This is a genomic window from Solwaraspora sp. WMMD792 (genome assembly GCF_029626105.1).
Taxonomy (GTDB): domain Bacteria; phylum Actinomycetota; class Actinomycetes; order Mycobacteriales; family Micromonosporaceae; genus Micromonospora_E.
In genome coordinates, this window is record NZ_JARUBH010000009.1 from 3,628,161 (window position 1) to 3,648,138 (window position 19,978).

Genomic DNA, 19,978 nt, shown 5'->3' on the forward strand with positions numbered 1-19,978 from the left:
CCACGCCCCCACCGCACCGCCCCATCGCATCTGGGAGAGGCCCCATGGGTGAACGGTCCTGGCCGAATCTGCTCAACGCGCTGCTCGCCGGCGAGCAGCTCTCCACCGCCGACACCACCTGGGCGATGGGCGAGATCATGACGGGCTCCGCCACACCCGCGCAGATCGCCGGCTTCGCCGTCGCCCTGCGGGCCAAGGGTGAGACGTCGGCCGAACTGGTCGGGCTGGTGGAGTCGATGCTCGCCAACGCGGTGCCGGTCGGTCTGCCGGACGGACTGCGCGCGGAGACGGTGGACGTCGTCGGCACCGGCGGGGACCGGGCCCACACGGTGAACATCTCCACCATGGCCGCGATCGTCACGGCGGCCGCCGGTGCCCGGGTGGTCAAGCACGGCAACCGGGCGGCCTCGTCCTCGTGCGGCGCGGCCGACCTGCTGGAGCACTTCGGTATCCCGCTCGACCTGGGGCCCGAAGGGGTGGCCCGGTGCGTGGCCGAGGTCGGCATCGGTTTCTGCTTCGCCGCCCGGTACCACCCGGGGATGCGGCACACCGGGACGACCCGGCGGGAGATCGGCGTACCGACCGTGTTCAACTTCCTCGGCCCGCTGACCAACCCGGCCCGGCCCCGGGCCGGGGCGATCGGCTGTTTCGACACCCGGATGGCGCCGGTGATGGCGCAGGTGTTCGCCAGCCGGGGCGACACCGCGCTGGTGATGCGGGGTGAGGACGGGCTGGACGAGCTCAGCACCGCCGCCCCGACCAGGGTCTGGTTCGCCGCCGACGGCGGGGTCCGGGAAATGGTCGTGGACGCCGCCGAGGACCTGGGGGTCGCCCGCAGCGCCCCCGGCGATCTCCGTGGCGGGGACGCCGCCTTCAACGCCGATGTCACCCGGCGGCTACTCGCCGGCCAGACCGGTCCGGTCCGGGACGCGGTGCTGGCCAACGCCGCAGCGGCGCTGACCGCTCAGGCGGTACAGACCGGCGCCGCGCCGGTTGACGAGCCGCTGGAGACGATGCGGGCACAGTTGGGCCGGGCCGCCGAGGCGGTGGACAGCGGCGCGGCCGCCGCGCTGCTGGACCGGTGGGTCCAGGTGGCCCAGTCGGCTGCGGGTACCACCACCGGCTGAGTCGCGACGCCCAGCGGCTGAGCCGGATGTGGTCGCCGGGACCGGTGAGCAAACAGTGACATTCTCCCAGCAATTTACCTTAATATTCCCAGCTTTGCCCCTTTTATCCGCAGATTCGATGACGTAGCGTAATCACTGACCGCAAGGGTGCGGCGCCCCCCGCCCCCTCCCCCCTTGAGGTCAGCGATGCTGCGGATCTTCCTCACCGCACTGGTCGTCCTCGGCGGTCTCTTCCTCGTCTCCCTGCTGGTCGCCTTCGGCTACGGCCTGCTGCGCCCGGAGCGGGTCCACCGCGCCGCCCGGGCACGCCGCGCCAACCACCCCCGGTACGGCCCGGTACGCCACGATCAGGTGGCTATCCTCGTCGCCTGCCGCAACGGCGCCGGCACCATCGCCGCCGCAGTGGCGGCGGCCCGCCGTACCGGGGCACCGGTCTTCGTCGTCTCCGACGCCTCGACCGACGACACTGCCCGCCGCGCGGCCCAGGCCGGCGCCGAGGTGCTGGACCTGGCCACCAACGTCGGCAAACCGGCCGCGCTGCACGCCGGATACCGGCACTTCCAGCTCGGCGCACGGTTCCGGGCGGTGGCGATCCTCGACGACGATGTGATCATCGCCGAGAACTTCGTCACCGAGGCGCTGGCCACCATGACCGACCAGGTGGCGATCGCGGTCGGGCACAACGTCACCTGGTGGCCGCGCGAGCACCGGTGGAATCCATGGCTGGCCAAGCGGGCCTACAGCTACTGGAACTACCAGCTGTTTCTGCGCCGGATCCAGAGCCACTTCAACGTGATGAACTGCATCTCCGGCTCCAACTCGCTGTACCGGGTGGAACTGCTCGACCGGGTGTTGCCGCAGCAGCCGCCGTACATCGTCGACGACACCTACTGGGTGCTGGAGACCCACCGCCGCGACCTGGGCCGGGTCGTCTACGCACCCCGGGCCACCGCGCTGTTGCAGGACCCGACCTCACTACGCGACTGGTACAAGCAGAATCTGCGCTGGCTCTGGGGCACTTTCCAGGGCATCCTCGGTCACCGGGTGGGGCGGCAGGTCAGCACCTTCGACTACGCGTACCTGCTGCTGATCCTGCACTGGGTGCTGTACGTGGCGGGCGCCCCGCTCACCGTGTGGGTGCTGGCCACCGCCGGACCGGGGTTGCTGCCCGGACTGCTGCTACTCGCTGCCGGTCAGGGTGTCTGGGTGGCACTGGCCGCCTGGCGGCTACGGCACCCGCAACTGCTGCTCATGCTGCCGCTGATCATGGTCGCCGACGTGATCTACCGGGTGATCTTCGTCCACGCGGCGGTCAAGGCCGTACGCCGACCCACCGTTGACCGCTGCGTCTGGTCCTCGCCGGAGCGAATCGGCACCCCGGCAGCCGCCGCCACAGCCGCCACCCCGGCAGCCGTCACACCGTGAAAGCCGTCGACAGAAGACCCTGAACCCGTCCAGCAGGACCCTGAACCAGTCAGCACGCCCTGAACCACCTCGAACGCCTCAGGAGGCAAAATGTCCGCGAGTCAGGACCTTCCAGTCACCGGAGCACCGGCCGCAGCCGTCGGGCTGGTCGGCGCGATCTCCCTCGCCATCGGTACGGCGCTGGTCGCCGTCGCCGGCTGGGGCGCGAAGCTGCGCCGCCGCAACAACCGGTGACTACCGGCTCAGCCGGAGCGGGCGACGGTCAGCTCAGTGCTCGGCGGTACGCCGGGTGCCGGTGTAGTACTCGAACAGCAACCCGGCCGCAGTGGCGATCACCGAGAGCAGCCCGAAGATGAGCAGCCACCACTGCCAGAAGACCAGGCCGAGACCGGCGATGGTAGCGGCCAGTGCCACCCCGAACGGCCAGTAGCTGCCCGGGCTGAAGAAGCCGACCTCGCCCGCTCCGTCGGAGATCTCAGCGTCCGGCCGGTCCTCGGGGCGCAGATCGATCCGGCGCGACACGAACCAGAAAAAGCCGCCACACATCGTGCAGAGCAGGAAGGACAGGATCAGCGCCGTGGTGCCGATCCACTCGACGTGCCCGAGCTGCCCGTAGGTCCACGCCGGGTAGACACCGGACACGACGAGCAGGAACGCCGCGACGATGCCGAACAGTCGCCACTCGGTCTTCATGACCGGCCCTCAGCTTCCCGCGCCCTGGGCGCTCGCGTTCCCGAAGTTCTGCGCGTCACGCTTGGTATCGAACGGGAAGGTCGTCACCGCGTACGGATCCTCCCCGATCGCGGCCAGCGCGTCCGGCGTCGAACTACCGGCCTGCTTCGCCGCGATGAACTGGTCGTACTGCTCCGGGTCGACCACCCGCATTTCGAAGTTCATCATCGAGTGGTACGTGCCACACAGCTCGGCGCACCGGCCGACGTAGGCGCCGTTCTGTTCGATGGTCACCTCGAACTGGTTGCGGATGCTGCCCGGGAAGACGTCCCGCTTGAACAGCAGCTCCGGTACCCAGAACGAGTGGATCACGTCGGTGCTGGTCTCCTCGAACCGGATGGTCCGCTCCGACGGCACCACCAGCACCGGGATGATGTCGGACGAACCGACCGTCGACGCCACCGTGTTGGCGTCCTCGCCTACCCCGTCACGGTAGTTGAACTGCCAGTTCCACTTGAACGCGACGACCTCGACGGTGACGTCCGGGTCCTCGCTGAGCCGGTCGACGTCGGTCTGCACCACAGCCGTGTAGTAGAACAGCACCGACACGACCAGGATCGGCGCGATGGTGTAGAGGAACTCCATCGGCATGTTGAACCGGGTCTGCACCGGCAACTGGTCACCGCGCTTGCGGTACCGGATGATGCACCAGAAGATCAGGCCCCAGACGAAGACGCCGACCGCGAGCGCCGCGATCACCGAGGCGATCCACAGGTCGTACATCCGGTGGGCCTGCGGGGTGATGCCCTGCGGCCAGCCGAAGCCGCCGAACGCAGCCCCGACGTCGCAGCCAGTAAGCAGGGTGAGCAGTGCCGCGCCGCCGAGACCGAGCTCGACGGCCCGCAACCGGAGCTGCCGCCGGCCGGGCCCGCGCCGTGCGCGCGTCGGCTGCCGGCCGTCGGCCGACGGCTGCCCTGCTGAATCGCTTGCGACCACCTGGTCCTGCCTCCCTCGCGGTGCCACCGATGCCACCTGTGGCAACCGGAACGACCTGGCCACGCGTGACGACATCGGCGATCAAAGGCGTCACCGACGGTCGCAGATTACTCGACCCGACAGGTCACCATCGGCGTGGGGTCTGGTTTGTCACCCGCCACGACCACCGGCGGGCCAGCCCACGGCCGGTACCGTCGACGGCTGTGGACTATCTCGACGCCGCGACCGCCGCACCGCTGCACCCGGTCGCCCGGGAGGCGCTGTCGGCGGCGCTGACCGACGGCTGGGCCGACCCGGCCAAGCTGTACACCCGGGCCCGCCGGGCCGGTCAGCTCCTCGACGCGGCCCGGGAGGTCACCGCCGACGTGCTGCGGGTTCGCACCGACGAGATCTCCTTCACACCCAGCGGTACGGTCGCCGCGCACGCCGCCGTCCTCGGCGGTCTCGCCGGGCGACGGCGGGTCGGGCACACCCTGGTGCACTCGGCGGTCGAACATTCGGCGGTGCTGCACGCCGGGCAGCGGCACACCGCCGACGGCGGCGAGGCGGTGTCGGTGCCGGTGGACCGGCTCGGCCGGATCGACCTGGCCGTCTGGTCGGCGGCGGTGTGCCGGCCGGGTGTGGCGTTCGCCGCACTGATCAGCGCCAGCCACGAGGTGGGTACGGTCCAACCGGTCGCCGAGGCGGCCCGGGTGTGCGCCGCGCACGGGGTGCCGCTGTACGTCGACGCCGCCCAGTCGGTGGGTCGGGTGCCGGTGCCCGACGGCTGGTCGGTGCTGACGGCCAGCGCCCACAAGTGGGGCGGGCTGCCGGGCGTCGGGGTGCTGGTGGTCCGCAAGGGCACCCGGTGGGAGTCGCCCTACCCGGCCGATGAGCGGGAGTTCGGCCGTACGCCCGGAGCGGTGAACCTGCCGGCGGTGGTCGCGTCGGCGGCGGCGCTGCGCGCGGCGGCCGCCGAGGCGCACGCGCAGGCCGCCCGGTTGTCGGCGCTGGTGGACCGGATCCGCGCGACGGTGGCCGCGACGGTGCCGGACGTGGAGGTGGTCGGCGACCCGACCGACCGGCTGCCGCACCTGGTCACCTTCTCCTGCCTTTACGTCGACGGTGAGGCGCTGCTGCACGCACTGGACCGGCGCGGCTTCGCAGTCTCCTCCGGCTCGTCGTGTACGTCGTCGACGCTGCGCCCGTCACACGTGCTGGAGGCGATGGGGGTGCTGTCGCACGGCAACGTCCGGGTCTCGCTGCACCGGGACACCACCGAGGCCGAGGTGGACCGGTTCCTGGCCGAGTTGCCGCAGGTGGTGGCCGACCTGCGGGCCGAGGCCGGAGTGGTCGGCCTGTGACCGGCGACGGCGCGGCACCGCAGCCCTCCGGCTGCGAGACGGCGCAGCCACCTGGTAGCGAGGTGGCGGAGACTCTCGACTGTCTGGGGCAGCGCTGCCCGCTGCCGGTGATCGCGCTGGCCCGGCGGCTGCCACAGCTGCCGGTCGGGTCGGTGGTCCGGGTGCTGGCCGACGATCCGGCGGCCGCCCTGGACATCCCGGCCTGGTGCCGGATCCGCAATCAGGAGTTCGTCGCCGCGTCGACCGTCGCCGGCTCCCCCGCCTTCGACGTCCGCCGCACCAGCTGAGCTGTCCGCCGCACCCACTGCGCGGACGGTGGCGCCACCGATGTGAGGCTGAGATACCTTACGACGCGGGCGGATTCAACCGGTCGTCGCAACAGTGGGTGTTTATGCTGCTGACGGGGCTGATAGTAGCTCGGCGAGGGCCTCGGCGGGGGTGCGGATGCCGAGTGTCTTGCGGGGGCGTCCGTTCAACTCGGCGGCGACAGCGGCGAGATGCTCGGCACTGTGGACAGAAAGGTCGGTGCCCTTCGGGAAGTACTGCCGCAGCAACCCGTTGGTGTTCTCGTTGCTGCCCCGCTGCCACGGCGAGTGCGGATCGCAGAAGTAGATGTCGATCCCGGCAGCGATCGACACCTCGACGTGGCGGGCCAACTCCCGGCCCTGGTCCCACGTCACCGACCGCCGCAACTGCTCGGGCATTGTCCGGATCGCCGCGATCAACGCATCCCGCACCTGCACCGCGTCGCGCCCGTCGGGCAGGTGCAGCAGCATGCAGAACCGGGTCGACCGCTCCACCAACGTCCCGATCGCCGACGCCCCGTTACGGCCGATGATCAGGTCGCCCTCCCAATGTCCGGGCACCGCCCGGTCAGCGACCTCCGCCGGCCGGTCCCGAATGTTGACCATGTCCGACAACCGGCCCCGCCGCTCACGCTCACGCCGACGCGGCCGCCGCAACGCCCGCCCCGTGCGCAGACACGCCGCCAGTTCCCGCCGCAACGCGCCCCGGCCCTGCACGTACAACGACTGGTAGATCGTCTCCGGTGAAACCCGCATGCTCTCATCGTCGGGGAACGCGGCCACCAGCCGCAGACTGATCTGCTCCGGTGACCACCGCAACGTCAACCAGTGCTGCACCACCATGTGTAGCCGCTCGTCGGCGGCCAGCTTCGCGACCTTCGGCCGTCTTGCCCGTTGCCTGGTCATCTTCTCGGCAGGTCCGGCCCGATAGGGGCCCCGCCAACCCTTGTTGCGGGTGACCTCCCGACAGATCGTCGACGGCGAGCGACCCAACCGGGTCGCGATCGACCGCTGCGACTCGCCCCGCGCCAAGGCCAGGGCGATCTCCTCCCGCTCATCGAACGACAGGTAGCGGCCCGACGCCGCCCGAGGTCCGTTGCTCTTCACCCCACCAGCCTCGGCGAACCACCGCAGCTCAGTGGGATGAGTGACCCCGGCGTGTCGTCCCGCCTCCTCGTTCGACATACCCGCCCGGACCGCGTCCCAGAACGCGACCCGCCGGAACCGGGGCAGTGATCTAGACATCGCAACTCCCTTGATCAACTCAGGTGTTGCGACGACCCCTTGAACCCGAGGCGCAGGTTAGGTATCTCAGCCTCACATCGGCGTGTCCAGAGGGTCGGCCGCCCGCGCACGCTACAGGTAACGAACGTCATGCTCGGGTCGAAGAGGTGCGTGCGAGGATGGCGGGCGTGAGCGCGCAGAACGGGTGGAGCAAGCTGCTGGAGTCCAACCCTGGGCACTCACAGTGGTACGTCGACCGGTTCCGGTCACTGGCCCGCGACGGTGCCGACCTCGACGGCGAGGCCCGGCTGGTCGACGCGATGCTGCCGCGTACGGCACGGGTGCTGGACGCCGGCTGCGGTCCCGGCCGGGTCGGCGCGGCTCTGGCCGCCGCTGGTCACGACGTCGTCGGCGTCGACCTGGACCCGGTGCTGATCGACGCCGCCCGGCAGGACCACCCGGGCCCGCGGTGGCTGGTCGGCGACCTGGCCGGGTTGGACCTGCCCGCACAGGGCATCACCGACGGCTTCGACGCGATCGTCAGCGCCGGCAACGTCATGACGTTCCTGGCTCCGGACACCCGCCGGGAGGTGCTGCGCCGGATGCGGCTGCACCTGCGCGACGGTGGCCGGATCGCGGTCGGGTTCGGCACCGACCGGGGCTATCCGGTCACCGACTTCCTGGCCGACACGCACGCCGCCGATCTGGTCGAGGATCTGCTGCTGGCGACCTGGGACCTGCGCCCGTACCGCGACGACTCCGATTTCCTGGTCGCGGTGCTGCGACCGGCCTGACCCCGCCGGTCAGGTCAGCTGGCGACCGTCGGGCGGGTCGACCCACACCAGCTGTACGGGGCGGACCATCCCGTACATCCGCAGTGCTGCCTTGACACCGCTGAACGGGTTGGGCAGGCCGCCGTTGGTCGGTACGACCACGGCTTCGTCGTCGAACGCCAGTCCCCAGCCGAGCACTCCACCGTCCTCGCCGGCCTCGGTCTCCGCACAGATCGCGAAGCGCGCCGGCACCTGCTCGGACGCCTGCTCTGTCATCATCTGCCGGACACTCACAGGCGTCTCCGACTGACGTCCTACCTCGTCGAGCCCCATAGCAGCCTCCTTCAGTTGCTGCGGCCCGAGGACGGCCCGCATCAGGCCAGCGCCATTGGGCAGTTCGCACTACTCGAGTTCGGTCACGGCATCCGGCCGGTGGCATACACGGAGCTTCTCGACGACGCCGTATTCGTACATGACCTCGATCGGGTCCGCACGTACCAGTGGGTCGCCGACAACCTTCGCGAGCTCGCGCTCCCGCCCGCCGAGACGCTCAACTGTCTTCAGACAGAGCTGAACCGGTGGTCGAAGGCGGGGTGAGCTGAGCAGAGATCAAGATCAGGTGAGCGCTGTGGACGTCTCAACCGCGAGGTGAGGTCCATGGCGCTCACCTGATCTTGGCCACCGACGCTGTCGTGAGTGCGCGGGCCAACGCTGTTGCGAGGCGAGCGGGCGGGTGGGCGAGCCGGTAGACGGCGCGGCCGGCGGTGCAAGCAGTTTGTCAGGCCGGCAGGTGGGCGCGGACGTCGTCGGCGACGGTGTCGCCGTACGAGTCGGCGAGCCGCTTGAGGAAGAGGTCCGGCTTGACGGCGTACTCCTGCGGTCCGGTGGTCTCCAGCACCAGCGCGGCGAGCAGGCAGCCGACCTGCGCGGCGCGTTCCAGGCCGAGGCCCCAGCCGAGGGCGGCGAAGAAGCCGGCGCGGAAGCCGTCACCGACACCGGTCGGGTCGTCGGCGACCACGTCGCGGGCCACCGGTACGTGGATCCGCTCGATGCCCCGGCCGGTGATCTCCACCCCGTCGGCGCCGAGCGTGGTGACCCGTACCGACACCAGGTCGAGCACCTGGTCGCCGGTGAGGCCGACCTTGCTCTCCAGCAGCGACCGCTCGTACTCGTTGGTCAGCAGGTACTCGGCGCCGTCGATCAGCTGCCGGACGTCCTCGCCGCTCATCCGGGCCAGCTGCTGCGACGGGTCGGCAGCGAACCGGTAGCCCCGGGCCCGGCACTCGGCGGAGTGCCGCAGCATCGCCTCGGGGTCGTTGGCGCTGACCAGCACCAGTTCAAGGCCACCCACCCGGGCGGCGACCGGCGCCAACTCGATGTTGCGGGCCTCGCTCATCGCACCGGCGTAGAAGGACGCGATCTGGCACAGGTCGTCGTCGGTGGTGCAGACGAAGCGCGCCGTGTGCGCCAACTCGCTGACATGCACCGAGTCGCAGTCGACGCCGTGGCGCTCCAGCCAGGAACGGTAGTCGGCGAAGTCGGCGCCGACCGCGCCGAGCAGCACCGGGCGCAGACCGAGCTGGGCCATCCCGAAGGCGATGTTCGCCGCCACCCCGCCCCGGCGGACGACCAGGTCGTCGACGAGGAACGACAGGGACACCTTGTCCAGCTGATCGGCGATCAGCTGGCCGGCGAACCGGCCGGGAAAGTGCATCAGATGGTCGGTGGCGATCGAGCCGGTGACGGCGATCTTCATGAGGGCCCTCGGGTGTCGGGGGTACGGAAATCGTGCGCGGGCCAGCTTACCGGGACGGGAGCCACCGGAACCCGTACCTGTCTCAACTATGCACGTTCAGCGCACAACCGACCGACTGCCGCCCAGGGCCGGACTGACGTCTGCCCCGGACGGCACCGAAAGGACCGATCGGATCAGTGGAAGGAGTCGCCGCAGGCGCAGGAGTTCTGCGCGTTCGGGTTGTCGATGGTGAAACCCTGCGCGTCGATCCGGTCCGCGAAGTCGATCTTCGCGCCGGTCAGGTACGGGGCGCTCATCCGGTCCACCACGACCTCGACGCCACCGAAGTCGTCGACGATGTCCCCGTCGAGCGACCGCTCGTCGAAGAACAGCTGGTACCGCAGGCCGGAGCAGCCGCCGGGCTGTACGGCGACCCGCAGCCGCAGGTCGTCGCGGCCTTCCTGGTCGAGCAGTGCCTTGACCTTCTCGGCCGCCACGTCGGTGAGGACGACGGTGGTCGAGGCGGCGGTCTCGGCCGTTTCGGACTGCGCTGATGTGCTCACGTGAAGGTCTCCCCTGCGACGGTGCGAATTCGTCCGTATCAGGTAACGCTAACCGGCCGGGCCACGATTCCCAATCCGGGTGGCCACAATCCGTACGTGATCCGCCGCGCATCCCACCATCCGGAAGATCACCAGGAACTCACCGTCCCACAGCCGCCGGCACGCCGTCAGCGGCTCCACTGGCCGGCCAGCCGGGCGGCGATCCCGCGCAGCCCGTCCGCCGGCCGGGCCAGTGCCTGCGCCAGCCCACCGCCGGTCTCGCCGCCGAAGTGGTCCACGAGGGCGTACGCCTCGGTGACGCCGGCCGCGGCCGACTCCCGCCGGCCGGTGGACACCTGGCCGGCGAGCACTACGCAGGGCAGTCCCCGGTCCCGGGCCGCGCCGGCCACCCCGGCGACCACCTTGCCGCGCAGTGACTGGTGGTCGAACGACCCTTCCCCGGTGATCACCAGGTCGGCGGCGTCCAGCGCGGCGGGCAGCCCGATCAGCGCGGTGACGAGGTCGATGCCGGACTCGCACCGCCCGCCGAGGGCGAGCAGCGCGGCACCGATGCCACCGGCGGCGCCGGCCCCGGGTAGCGCGGCCAGCTCCGGCGGGCAGCCGGGCAGCTCCGCGACCAGGGTGCCGGCGAACCGTTGCAGCGCGGCGTCGAGCAGCAGTACGTCGGCCCGGTCGGCACCCTTCTGCGGCCCGTACACGTTGCTGGCCCCGTGCAGCCCGGTCAGCGGGTTGTCGACGTCGGTCGCGGCGACCAGCTCGACTCCGCGCAGCCGGGGTGCGCCGTCGAGGCGGTCGACCCCGGCGAGGGCCGCGCCGCCGAACGGCAGCGCGTAGCCGGCGGCGTCGAGCGGGGTGACCCCCAGCGCGGTGAGCATGCCGGCACCGGCGTCGTTGGTGGCCGACCCGCCGAGCCCGACGACCACCCGACGGGCACCGTGTTCGACCGCCGCGACCAGCAGCAGCCCGAGGCCGTACGAGGTGGTGTGTTTCGGGTCACGTTCGGCTTCGGCGAGCAGGTGCAGCCCGCACGCCTGGGCGCTCTCCACGTACGCGGTCGGGCCGGCGGTCGCGGTCCCCCCGGCCCCCGGGCCGTCGACCAGCAGGATCTCGCCCGGCACCGGTCGGCCGAGTGGGTCGACCGTCGGTACCGGGACCCGCCGGCCGGCGGTCGACTCGGCCAGCACCTCGACGAATCCCGGACCGCCGTCGGACAACGGACGCAGCACCAGTTCGTCGGTCGGCGCCCGGTCCCGCCACCCGGTGGCGACGGCGGCGGCCACCTCGGCGGCGGGCAGGGTGCCGGCGAACTTGTCCGGACAGATCAGGACCCGCATGGTTTGGCAGTGTGGCAGGCCACACTTGGGCTGGTCGCAGGCGGGCGGACCTGTGCGAGCATGGATCTCGTGACTTCGACGTGGGTTGAGCCTTCCAGCACCGCGACCGCCCTGTTGCTGCTCGGTCGGGGCAGCGACCCGGCCAGCGAGCGCGGCGTCGACTGTCCGGGTGAGCTCCCGGCACCCAGCGATCCGGATCTGGTCGCCCGGGCCACCGCCGCCAAGGCGGCGCTCGGCGACCGGGTCTTCGTGCTCGGTCACCACTACCAGCGCGACGAGGTCATCCAGTTCGCCGATGTCACCGGCGACTCGTTCAAGCTGGCCAGGGAGGCCGCCGCACGGCCGTCGGCCGAGTTCATCGTCTTCTGCGGTGTGCACTTCATGGCGGAGAGCGCGGACATCCTGACCGGCGACGCGCAGCGGGTGGTGCTGCCGGATCTGGCCGCCGGCTGTTCGATGGCGGACATGGCGGCCCTCGGCCAGGTGGAGACCGCCTGGGAGGCGCTGGCCGACGCGGGCGCGGCCGACTCGACGGTGCCGGTGACGTACATGAACTCGTCGGCGGACATCAAGGGCTTCGTCGGCCGCAACGGCGGGGTGGTCTGCACCTCGTCGAACGCCAAGCGGGCCCTGACCTGGGCGTTCGAGCGCGGCCAGCGGGTGCTGTTCCTGCCGGACCAGCATCTGGGCCGCAACACGGCGGTGCTGGAGATGGGCCTCGACGCCGACGACTGCGTGCTCTACGACCCGCACAAGCCCGGTGGTGGGCTGACTGCGCAGCAGTTGCGCGAGGCGAAGATGGTGCTCTGGCGGGGGCACTGCTCGGTGCACGGCCGGTTCACCCGCAGCAGCGTCGACGAGGTGCGGATGCGGGTGCCCGGGGTCAACGTGCTGGTCCACCCGGAGTGCCGCTACGAGGTGGTCACTGCCGCCGACCAGATCGGCTCGACGGAGTACATCATCCGGACCATCGAGGCCGCCCCGGCCGGATCGGCGTGGGCCGTGGGCACGGAGCTGAACCTGGTCCGCCGGTTGGCGCTGGCCCACCCGGACAAGCAGGTCATGTTCCTGGACCGGACGGTCTGCTACTGCTCGACGATGAACCGGATCGACCTGCCGCACCTGGTGTGGGCGTTGGAGGAGCTGGTCGCCGGCCGGGTGCCGAACCAGATCACGGTCGAGGCGCGTACGGCGCATTTCGCCCGGGTCGCGTTGGACCAGATGCTGGCACTGCCCTGATCGGACAGGCTCCCTGGATCGGATAGCAGACACCGCATCACCGGGTCACTCAACGTAATCTAAGTCCTACGTATACGTGCCGTCGTTCCCGAATTCGTGCCAATCGCAGCCGCTGCGGGATCCCACTTTCATCACGGAGCGCTATGCTGCCTCAGGCGACGAACGGGCAGCGCGGATCTTCGATGCTCCCCGGTGACAACCGGTAACCGGATGTCACCCGAGGTCCACCGACCGCCGGCTCCGTACGTGGGTCGTCCGGTTTCACCCACCGCCGGCTGGGACATGTTCATCCCATCTCGCCGGGCCAGCTCCACCCCACAAGACGGCAGCATCGACGCGCTGGAGGTTCCCTTGACCGACGACGTCCTGATCGTGCACGGCGGCACCCCCCTGCACGGGCAGATCCGGGTCCGAGGCGCCAAGAATCTCGTCTCCAAGGCGATGGTGGCCGCCCTCCTCGGCGACGAGCCGAGCAGGTTGTACGACGTACCGCGGATCCGCGACGTCGAGATCGTCCGAGGCCTGCTCGAACTGCACGGGGTCAAGGTCAGCGACGGCGTTGAGGACGGCGAGCTGGTGCTCGATCCGGCCAATGTGGAAAGCGCCTCGTTCGACCAGATCAACGTGCATGCCGGCTCCAGCCGGATCCCGATCCTGTTCTGCGGCCCGCTGCTGCACCGGCTCGGTCACGCCTTCATCCCGGACCTCGGCGGTTGCCACATCGGTCCCCGGCCGATCGACTTCCACATGCAGGCGCTGCGCGAGTTCGGCGCGGTCGTCGAGAAGACCCCGCAAGGGCTGCACCTGACCGCGCCCAACGGTCTGCACGGCACCAAGTTCGAGCTGCCGTACCCGAGCGTCGGCGCCACCGAGCAGGTGCTGCTGACCGCCGTACTCGCCGACGGGGTGACCGAGCTGCGCAACGCCGCGGTCGAGCCGGAGATCGTCGACCTGATCTGCGTCATGCAGAAGATGGGCGCGATCATCAAGGTGCACACCGACCGGGTGATCGAGATCCACGGCGTTTCCCGGCTCGGCGGCTACTCGCACCGGCCGATCCCGGACCGGATTGAGGCGGCCAGCTGGGCGGCGGCGGCGCTGGCCACCGGCGGCGACGTCAACGTGCTCGGCGCGCAGCAGGCCGACATGATGACCTTCCTGAACGTGTTCCGGTCGGTCGGCGGCGCGTACCAGGTCACCGACGCCCGCCCACCGCGCGTCGGCAGCGCCGGCCAGGAGGGCGGAATCCGGTTCTGGCACCCGGGCAACGAGCTGCGCGCGGTCGCCCTGGAGACCGACGTGCACCCGGGCTTCATGACCGACTGGCAGCAGCCGCTGGTCGTCGCGTTGACCCAGGCCCGTGGGCTGTCGATCGTCCACGAGACGGTGTACGAGCAGCGGCTGGGCTACACCGAGGCGCTCAACACGATGGGCGCGACGATCCAGGTCTACCGGGAGTGCCTGGGCGGGACCCCGTGCCGGTTCGGTCGGCGCAACTTCAAGCACTCGGCGGTGATCGCCGGGCCCAGCAAGCTGCACGCCGCCGACCTGGTCATCCCGGACCTGCGGGCCGGGTTCAGCCACCTGATCGCGGCGCTCGCCGCCGAGGGCACCTCCCGGGTGTACGGCGTCGACCTGATCAACCGCGGGTACGAGGACTTCGAGGCCAAGCTGGCCGACCTCGGCGCCCACGTGGAACGTCCCTGATCCGACGCGACCCGACTCTGATCCGACGCGTCCGCGCCGGATCCGACGTACCCGCGCCCGGTTCGTGCCCTCGTGGACCGGACCGGGCCGGGGCGTCCGGTGCCCTCGTTCGCCGGCCGGCGAGCGACGACCGGGTGCGAGGTGCGGGTGACGCACCTGGTTGGCTACCCTTCACGCGTGCCGTCGCTGTTTCGCCGCAAGTCCGCCGATGTCGTGGAAGCCGACCTGCCGGAGGACGATGTTCCCCCGTCGCAGGACGAGGCCGGGTCCGTCCGTGCCCGCCGGCACACGCCGAGCAAGAAGGAACTCGGTGTGGTCACCCCGAAGCGGCCGGCTGCCGGCCGCCGGCCGGCGGCAAACGCCAAGCCGCTGACCAAGCAGGAGGCCCGCGAGCAGCGACGGGCCCGACGGGCGGCGATCTCGGAGGAGTTCCGGCGCGAGGGCGGGCCACGTGACCGTGCCCCGGAGCGCGGGCTCGCCCGCGACGTGGTGGATTCCCGGCGTACGGTCGGCACCTGGTTCTTCGGTGGCGCGCTGCTCGTGCTGATCGGGTCCGGCCCGACGATGCCGCCAGCGGTGCAGTTGGCGTCGAACCTGCTCTGGGTGACCCTGGCGGTGCTGGTGGTCGTCGACTCTTTGTTGATCTCCCGCCGGATCCGCAAACTGGTGCGGGAGCGGTTCCCCAAGTCGGACCAGCGGATGGGCGGCCTGTACTTCTACGCCATCATGCGCGCGATGACGTTCCGCCGGATGCGCACCCCGATCCCCCGGGTGCAGCTCGGCGACAAGATCTGACCTGCCCGGCAGGCGCTGGACGGGCTACGGCACCCGAGAGCCCGGGCACCTCGGCGGGGCGGAAAAGACACTGTTTCGATTCAGTACGGGCGGTTCGGTGGCGTCGACCGAGCCCGCGCGGCTACCCTCCATCCGCAACCACGCCGCCACTGGGCCGGGGGGACCCGATCGGGTTGCCACGGTCGCTCAGCGAGTATTCGACGAGGTGACACGCCGTGAGCGAGCCACACGGACCGCTGACACGGTTCTCGCCTGCCCGGCGGGCCGCCCGTAACGACACCCGCGGCGAGGTGCCGGCGTGACCGAGGGGTACTTCGACCGCCGTTGGCAATCTTGGCAGTGGGAGGACGACGGCGCACCGGACCGTTCGGCCGACGGACATCGCGACGTCGGCTGGGACGACGACGACCGGTGGGAAGCGATGCGCCGGGCGCGGGACCATCGGCCGCAGGAACCGGGCTGGGTCACCGATCCGACCAACGAATGGGTGCCGCTACCGGGCCAGCGGTACCCCGGCGACAACGGCGCGGGTCGGTCGGCCCGGCGGGAACCGACCAGCCGCGGTGTCAGCCGTGGGCGAGCCAACGTCTACCAGTCCGGTTCCGGAACCGGGCGGGCACCTGTCGGCGACCGGACAGACCAGCCCTCGGCCCGCAGGCCGCAGATTGACGCCGACCGGGCCCGGCGGGACGGTCGCCGCGAGGCACCACGCCCGAACGAACCGGCGCCGGAAGCCGCCGGGGCCGCCGGCTGGTTCGCCGAGGGCGGCCAGCAACAGCCGTCCCACACCGACGGGACCGGCCGTCGGCAGCATCCCGACGACGTGTTCCACCACCGCCGCCGGCATCCGGACGATGTCTTCCACGAGCGCCCGTACCCACCGGAGCGACGCCGTGGTGGTCCACCCGCCGATCGGGACCGGCCCCCGTGGCAGCCGGCTGAGCCGTTCGACCGGGACCGGCCGCAGCCTCGTGACCAACGGCCGCCGGTGCGGCCGGACGGCCCGGCGTCCCGGTGGGACCAGCACCATCGGGCAGGCCCACCGGACGGCCCTCGCCGGGACGGACAGCAGCCCTCGGACGCCGACCCGCGCCGCACACCGCAGCGCTGGCATACGCCACCGCCGACGGCACCGCCACCGCCACCGGCACCGCCGCCACAGACTGCGCAGACGGCACCGCCACCGGCACCGGATCGCCGGGTGGCTGGCCGGCCGGCAGCCCGGCAGCCGGGACCGGATGAGGTGTACCGGGTCAAGCCCGCCGCCCAGGCGCCCCCGCCGGCACCTCCGGAGCATCCGGCGCGTCCGATCTCCGGCGCGGTCCCGCCACCGCCGGGTCGGATGCCCACGGCAGGGGCGGGCCCCGACGGCCGGCTCCACCGACCGGACCCGGGTCAGACCGGCGAGCAACTGCCAATTCCGGTCTCCGCCCCGGCCGGGCCGCCCCCGGAGTTCCGGGTACAGACGCCGACCGGCGAGCACCCGCAGATCCGGCCGGTCCCCCGAGGGGAGGATGTCGCCGAACCGGAGTACGTGGTGCGGGCCAAGGCCGAGCCGCGGCACGCCCCGCCGCCGTACATCGTGCGCCCGCAGCCGGACCAGCCAGCACCGCCGCGACCAGTGCAGGCCTCCCCGGCGGGACCCGTGGCTGAGCCGCCGGCGCCGGTCTCCCCCACCGCCGCACCGTCCGGTCGGGTCCCGTCGCAGGCGCCGGTCCCGGCCGAGGCCCCAGTTCCGGCCGAGGCCCCGGTCCCGGCCGAGGCCCCAGTTCCGACCGAGGCCCCGGTCCAGTCGGACGTCCCGGCGCCACCAGCCACCGCGTTGGTCCGGCCGGACACAGCGCCCGCTGCGGAAACCGCCGCTGCCGCTGCCACGGACCGCGACGGCGGACCGTCTCCGCTGCCCGACCAACTCGATATTGACCCGGCTGGCACCGAGCCGGCCGGCACCGACCCGCCTGCCACCGACCCGGCCGGCACCGAGCCGGCTGCCGGACTCACCGACGATCCGATCGGTACCGCCCCGGACGACAACGATGGCGGGTCCGGCTCCGGCCCTGCCGGGCCGCCGGCCAGTCCGGACACTGTCCTACCGGTCACCGGGACCGCCGCCGGCTCGGCCACGGCGCTCGGCGCACCCACCATGCTGGCCCCGCTCGTACAGCCGGACCTGCCAACCGACGAACCCGACCCGGCGCAGGATCCCGAGACCGCACCGGACGAGACCGAGCCCCAGCTCAGCGATCCCGAACAGATGCTGTCGTCGTACCACTGGCGTTTCCACCACGAGACGCTACGTGAGCTGGTGGACAATCCCGACGAGTTCCGGGCCATCCGGGACCGGCTCACCGAGAAGATCGAACCGGCGACTGACAACGCCACCCGGGCCCGGCTGTTGAGCCTGCGGGCGGTCGTCTCCCGCATCCTCGGCGACCTCGGCAAGGCACTGGCCGACGCCAAACTGGCGCTAGCGCACGCCGAGGCGACCGGGGAACTACGCCGGGTCGCGATCGCCCAGGCGCGGCTGGCGCACGTGCTGCAGTGGCGGGGTGACTTCGCTGAAGCGGACCGGTTGTTCGAGGAGGCCAACTCGGCCGAACTACCGGACCGGCTGCGGGCGACGATGCATGAACACGCCGGTCGGTCCTGCTACGACCAGGGCCGCTACATGGAGGCGTGCAACCACTTCGAACGTGCGCTGGAGCTGCGCAAGGTCGAGGATCCGGACCTGATCGCGCGTACCGAGCTGGCGCTGGACGCGGTGTTCGCCAAGGTCGCCGAGAACGGTTGGGGGCCGTACCCCCGGGACCGGGAGGAGATCCTGCGGCTGCACCGTCCGCCGCGACCGACCTTCAGTGACCAGGCCCAGCAATGGGGGTACGCGGGGGTCGACGGTGAGCTGGTGATCGCTCCCGGCTACGCCGACGTCCAGCCGTTCCACGAGGGGGTGGCCTGGGTCCGCCGGCCGGAGGCCAAATGGTGGGAGCTGATCGACGAGTCGGGGACAACGGTGATCGCGCCGACCGCCGGCTACATCGGGGTCGGCTCGTTCTCCGACGGACTCGCCTGGGTCACCGCCGACGGCACCGGCAGCTGGATCGCCATCGACCGGAACAACACCGTGGTGATCGGGACCGGCTTCGAGGACGTACGCCCGTTCCGGCGCGGCGTCGCGGTGGTCCGGCGCGGCGGCTGGGGCGCGGTCGACAAGACCGGCCGGATGCTGCTCCCGCCCCGGTTCGGCGGCTTCCCGACCGCGCTCACCGACGGCCGCTACATCGACGGCTTCACCGACGAGGGTTTGGCGATCATCGACTCGGGTGGGCGCAAGGGCGTGGTCGACCGGTCCGGACGGATGGTCGTACCACCGGTGCATCCGGCGATGGCGATCCACCCCGTGGCGTTCCTGGTCGCGGCCCCCGACGGACACTGGGGGGCGTTGGACCGGCGCGGGGAACCGCTGATCGACCCGGTGCTGCCCAGCCGCGCGGACGTGATGGACGAGATCGACCGGCTGCTGGCCGACACCAAACCGCTGCTGTGACGCCGCGGTACTCGGCGCCCGTACCGGACAACCGGTCCGTCGGCACCATCGCGAGATCGATTTACCGCTGTACGCAAGCTCATGCCGAACGTCCCGGCGGGCCGACGGCCGACTAGGGTTGAGGCATGGAATTCCGACACCTAGGCCGCTCCGGCATGCTCGTCAGCGAGATCTCCTACGGAAACTGGATCACCCACGGATCGCAGGTGGAGGAAGAAGCAGCCAACGCCTGCGTACGCGCCGCGCTGGACGTCGGCATCACCACCTTCGACACCGCCGACACGTACGCCGGCACCCGGGCCGAGGAGGTGCTCGGCCGGGCGCTGCGTGGCGAACGCCGGGAAGGGCTGGAGATCCTGACCAAGGTCTTCTGGCCGACCGGCGAGGGGCGCAACGACCGGGGATTGTCCCGCAAGCACATCATGGAGTCGATCAACGGCTCGCTGCGCCGGCTGCAGACCGACTACGTCGACCTCTACCAGGCGCACCGGTTCGACTACGCCACTCCGCTGGAGGAGACGATGGAGGCCTTCGCCGACATCGTGCATTCCGGCAAGGCCCACTACATCGGGGTCTCGGAGTGGAACGCCTCGCAGATCCGTCAGGGCCACGCCCTGGCCCGTGAGCTGAAGATCCCGCTGGTGTCCAACCAGCCGCAGTACTCGATGCTGTGGCGGGTCATCGAGGCCGAGGTGATCCCGGCCAGCGAGGAACTCGGCGTCGGGCAGATCGTCTTCTCGCCGCTGGGTCAGGGTGTGCTCACCGGCAAGTACCAGCCTGGTCAGCCACCGCCGGCCGGCTCGCGGGCCACCGACCAGTCCGGGGGCGCGACGTTCATCGCCCGGTTCATGACCGACCAGACGCTGAGCACCGTGGCGCAGCTCAAGCCGCTGGCCGAGCAGGCCGGCCTGTCGATGGCCCAGCTGGCCCTCGCCTGGGTGCTGCAGAACCCCAACGTGTCGTCGGCCATCATCGGTGCCACCCGGCCCGAGCAGGTGCGCGACAACGTCAAGGCCAGCGGGGTCCAGCTGGACGGCGGTCTGATGAAGGCCATCGACGAGATCCTGGAGCCGATCGTCGAGCGGGACCCGGGCCGGACCGTCAGCCCGGCCAGTCGGCCGTAGCCGGCACCGTGCCAGGTCCGTCATGCCGCTGCGGCACACCGCAGCGGCATGACACACCGGCCGACGCGTTCG

At 71.2% G+C, this 19,978-nt stretch carries 19 protein-coding genes; 12 read left to right on the top strand and 7 right to left on the bottom strand.

The window, feature by feature from the left end; all coding sequences use genetic code 11:
- Positions 1-44: 44 nt before the first annotated feature.
- From trpD to O7629_RS17295, 3 genes are all read left to right on the top strand, one after another.
- The gene (gene trpD / locus O7629_RS17285) at positions 45-1,127 is read left to right on the top strand and encodes an anthranilate phosphoribosyltransferase (protein ID WP_278170360.1); all 1,083 of its coding nucleotides are present in this window, start codon (positions 45-47) and stop codon (positions 1,125-1,127) included.
- A gap of 186 nt (positions 1,128-1,313) precedes the next feature.
- On the top strand, positions 1,314-2,552 hold the full coding sequence (locus O7629_RS17290; RefSeq protein WP_278170361.1) for a glycosyltransferase family 2 protein: 1,239 nt from the start codon (positions 1,314-1,316) through the stop codon (positions 2,550-2,552).
- Positions 2,553-2,642: 90 nt separating this feature from the next.
- Positions 2,643-2,786 carry a hypothetical protein gene (locus O7629_RS17295; protein WP_278170362.1) on the top strand — a complete coding sequence of 48 codons (144 nt, stop codon included), beginning with the start codon at positions 2,643-2,645 and terminating at the stop codon, positions 2,784-2,786.
- A 33-nt stretch (positions 2,787-2,819) separates the two neighbouring features.
- Here O7629_RS17295 and O7629_RS17300 read toward each other — a convergent pair whose 3' ends face one another.
- Positions 2,820-3,245, bottom strand: coding sequence for a cytochrome c oxidase subunit 4 (locus O7629_RS17300; protein WP_278170363.1), 426 nt, complete (start codon positions 3,243-3,245; stop codon positions 2,820-2,822).
- 9 nt (positions 3,246-3,254) lie between these two features.
- A complete protein-coding gene (coxB, locus tag O7629_RS17305) occupies positions 3,255-4,130 on the bottom strand; it encodes a cytochrome c oxidase subunit II (protein WP_278174565.1) in 876 nt (291 codons plus the stop codon).
- 119 nt (positions 4,131-4,249) lie between these two features.
- Here coxB and O7629_RS17310 point away from each other — a divergent pair, with 119 nt between their 5' ends.
- Positions 4,250-5,563 (top strand): aminotransferase class V-fold PLP-dependent enzyme, encoded by a 1,314-nt coding sequence (locus O7629_RS17310; RefSeq protein WP_278170364.1) that lies wholly within the window; start codon positions 4,250-4,252, stop codon positions 5,561-5,563.
- 62 nt (positions 5,564-5,625) lie between these two features.
- Positions 5,626-5,850, top strand: coding sequence for a sulfurtransferase TusA family protein (locus O7629_RS17315; RefSeq protein ID WP_278174566.1), 225 nt, complete (start codon positions 5,626-5,628; stop codon positions 5,848-5,850).
- A 102-nt stretch (positions 5,851-5,952) separates the two neighbouring features.
- Here the strand turns inward: O7629_RS17315 and O7629_RS17320 are convergent, their stop codons facing one another.
- Entirely contained in the window at positions 5,953-7,113 is a 1,161-nt protein-coding gene (locus O7629_RS17320; protein WP_278170365.1) for an IS30 family transposase, read from the bottom strand.
- Between the two features lie 167 nt (positions 7,114-7,280).
- Between O7629_RS17320 and O7629_RS17325 the strand changes: the two genes are divergently transcribed.
- The gene (locus O7629_RS17325) at positions 7,281-7,886 is read left to right on the top strand and encodes a class I SAM-dependent methyltransferase (RefSeq protein WP_278170366.1); all 606 of its coding nucleotides are present in this window, start codon (positions 7,281-7,283) and stop codon (positions 7,884-7,886) included.
- 9 nt (positions 7,887-7,895) lie between these two features.
- On the opposite strand, the gene O7629_RS17330 is transcribed toward O7629_RS17325, so the two are convergent.
- Complete coding sequence (locus O7629_RS17330) at positions 7,896-8,159, bottom strand: hypothetical protein (protein ID WP_278170367.1); 264 nt, start codon at positions 8,157-8,159, stop codon at positions 7,896-7,898.
- A gap of 54 nt (positions 8,160-8,213) precedes the next feature.
- Here O7629_RS17330 and O7629_RS17335 point away from each other — a divergent pair, with 54 nt between their 5' ends.
- The gene (locus O7629_RS17335; RefSeq protein WP_278170368.1) at positions 8,214-8,462 is read left to right on the top strand and encodes a Scr1 family TA system antitoxin-like transcriptional regulator; all 249 of its coding nucleotides are present in this window, start codon (positions 8,214-8,216) and stop codon (positions 8,460-8,462) included.
- A 181-nt stretch (positions 8,463-8,643) separates the two neighbouring features.
- On the opposite strand, the gene O7629_RS17340 is transcribed toward O7629_RS17335, so the two are convergent.
- The 3 genes from O7629_RS17340 to O7629_RS17350 all read right to left on the bottom strand — a co-directional run bounded on the left by O7629_RS17340 (position 8,644) and on the right by O7629_RS17350 (position 11,497).
- Complete coding sequence (locus O7629_RS17340) at positions 8,644-9,621, bottom strand: carbohydrate kinase family protein (RefSeq protein WP_278170369.1); 978 nt, start codon at positions 9,619-9,621, stop codon at positions 8,644-8,646.
- Between the two features lie 173 nt (positions 9,622-9,794).
- Positions 9,795-10,163 (bottom strand): iron-sulfur cluster insertion protein ErpA, encoded by a 369-nt coding sequence (erpA, locus tag O7629_RS17345; protein ID WP_278170370.1) that lies wholly within the window; start codon positions 10,161-10,163, stop codon positions 9,795-9,797.
- Between the two features lie 167 nt (positions 10,164-10,330).
- Positions 10,331-11,497 (bottom strand): glycerate kinase, encoded by a 1,167-nt coding sequence (locus O7629_RS17350; RefSeq protein WP_278170371.1) that lies wholly within the window; start codon positions 11,495-11,497, stop codon positions 10,331-10,333.
- 69 nt (positions 11,498-11,566) lie between these two features.
- Here O7629_RS17350 and nadA point away from each other — a divergent pair, with 69 nt between their 5' ends.
- From nadA to O7629_RS17375, 5 genes are all read left to right on the top strand, one after another.
- Positions 11,567-12,736, top strand: a complete 1,170-nt coding sequence (gene nadA, locus O7629_RS17355; protein WP_278170372.1) for a quinolinate synthase NadA — start codon at positions 11,567-11,569, stop codon at positions 12,734-12,736.
- Positions 12,737-13,087: 351 nt separating this feature from the next.
- Positions 13,088-14,443, top strand: a complete 1,356-nt coding sequence (gene murA / locus O7629_RS17360; RefSeq protein ID WP_347403733.1) for a UDP-N-acetylglucosamine 1-carboxyvinyltransferase — start codon at positions 13,088-13,090, stop codon at positions 14,441-14,443.
- 177 nt (positions 14,444-14,620) lie between these two features.
- The gene (locus O7629_RS17365; RefSeq protein ID WP_278170374.1) at positions 14,621-15,238 is read left to right on the top strand and encodes a DUF3043 domain-containing protein; all 618 of its coding nucleotides are present in this window, start codon (positions 14,621-14,623) and stop codon (positions 15,236-15,238) included.
- 421 nt (positions 15,239-15,659) lie between these two features.
- Positions 15,660-18,782, top strand: coding sequence for a WG repeat-containing protein (locus O7629_RS17370; RefSeq protein WP_278170375.1), 3,123 nt, complete (start codon positions 15,660-15,662; stop codon positions 18,780-18,782).
- Positions 18,783-18,907: 125 nt separating this feature from the next.
- Positions 18,908-19,906: an aldo/keto reductase family protein gene (locus tag O7629_RS17375; protein ID WP_278170376.1), complete on the top strand. Its 999-nt coding sequence runs from the start codon at positions 18,908-18,910 to the stop codon at positions 19,904-19,906.
- The last annotated feature ends 72 nt before the right edge of the window (positions 19,907-19,978 follow it).

What these genes read in the sequence shown, in the direction of transcription:
- O7629_RS17300 (WP_278170363.1), bottom strand. Translation starts at nt 3,245, where the DNA reads ATGAAGACCGAGTGGCGACTGTTCGGCATCGTCGCGGCGTTCCTGCTC.
- O7629_RS17295 (WP_278170362.1), top strand. Translation starts at nt 2,643, where the DNA reads ATGTCCGCGAGTCAGGACCTTCCAGTCACCGGAGCACCGGCCGCAGCC.
- O7629_RS17375 (WP_278170376.1), top strand. Translation starts at nt 18,908, where the DNA reads ATGGAATTCCGACACCTAGGCCGCTCCGGCATGCTCGTCAGCGAGATC.
- O7629_RS17290 (WP_278170361.1), top strand. Translation starts at nt 1,314, where the DNA reads ATGCTGCGGATCTTCCTCACCGCACTGGTCGTCCTCGGCGGTCTCTTC.
- O7629_RS17370 (WP_278170375.1), top strand. Translation starts at nt 15,660, where the DNA reads ATGCGCCGGGCGCGGGACCATCGGCCGCAGGAACCGGGCTGGGTCACC.
- O7629_RS17340 (WP_278170369.1), bottom strand. Translation starts at nt 9,621, where the DNA reads ATGAAGATCGCCGTCACCGGCTCGATCGCCACCGACCATCTGATGCAC.
- O7629_RS17320 (WP_278170365.1), bottom strand. Translation starts at nt 7,113, where the DNA reads ATGTCTAGATCACTGCCCCGGTTCCGGCGGGTCGCGTTCTGGGACGCG.
- O7629_RS17310 (WP_278170364.1), top strand. Translation starts at nt 4,250, where the DNA reads ATGCCACCTGTGGCAACCGGAACGACCTGGCCACGCGTGACGACATCG.
- O7629_RS17350 (WP_278170371.1), bottom strand. Translation starts at nt 11,497, where the DNA reads ATGCGGGTCCTGATCTGTCCGGACAAGTTCGCCGGCACCCTGCCCGCC.
- trpD (WP_278170360.1), top strand. Translation starts at nt 45, where the DNA reads ATGGGTGAACGGTCCTGGCCGAATCTGCTCAACGCGCTGCTCGCCGGC.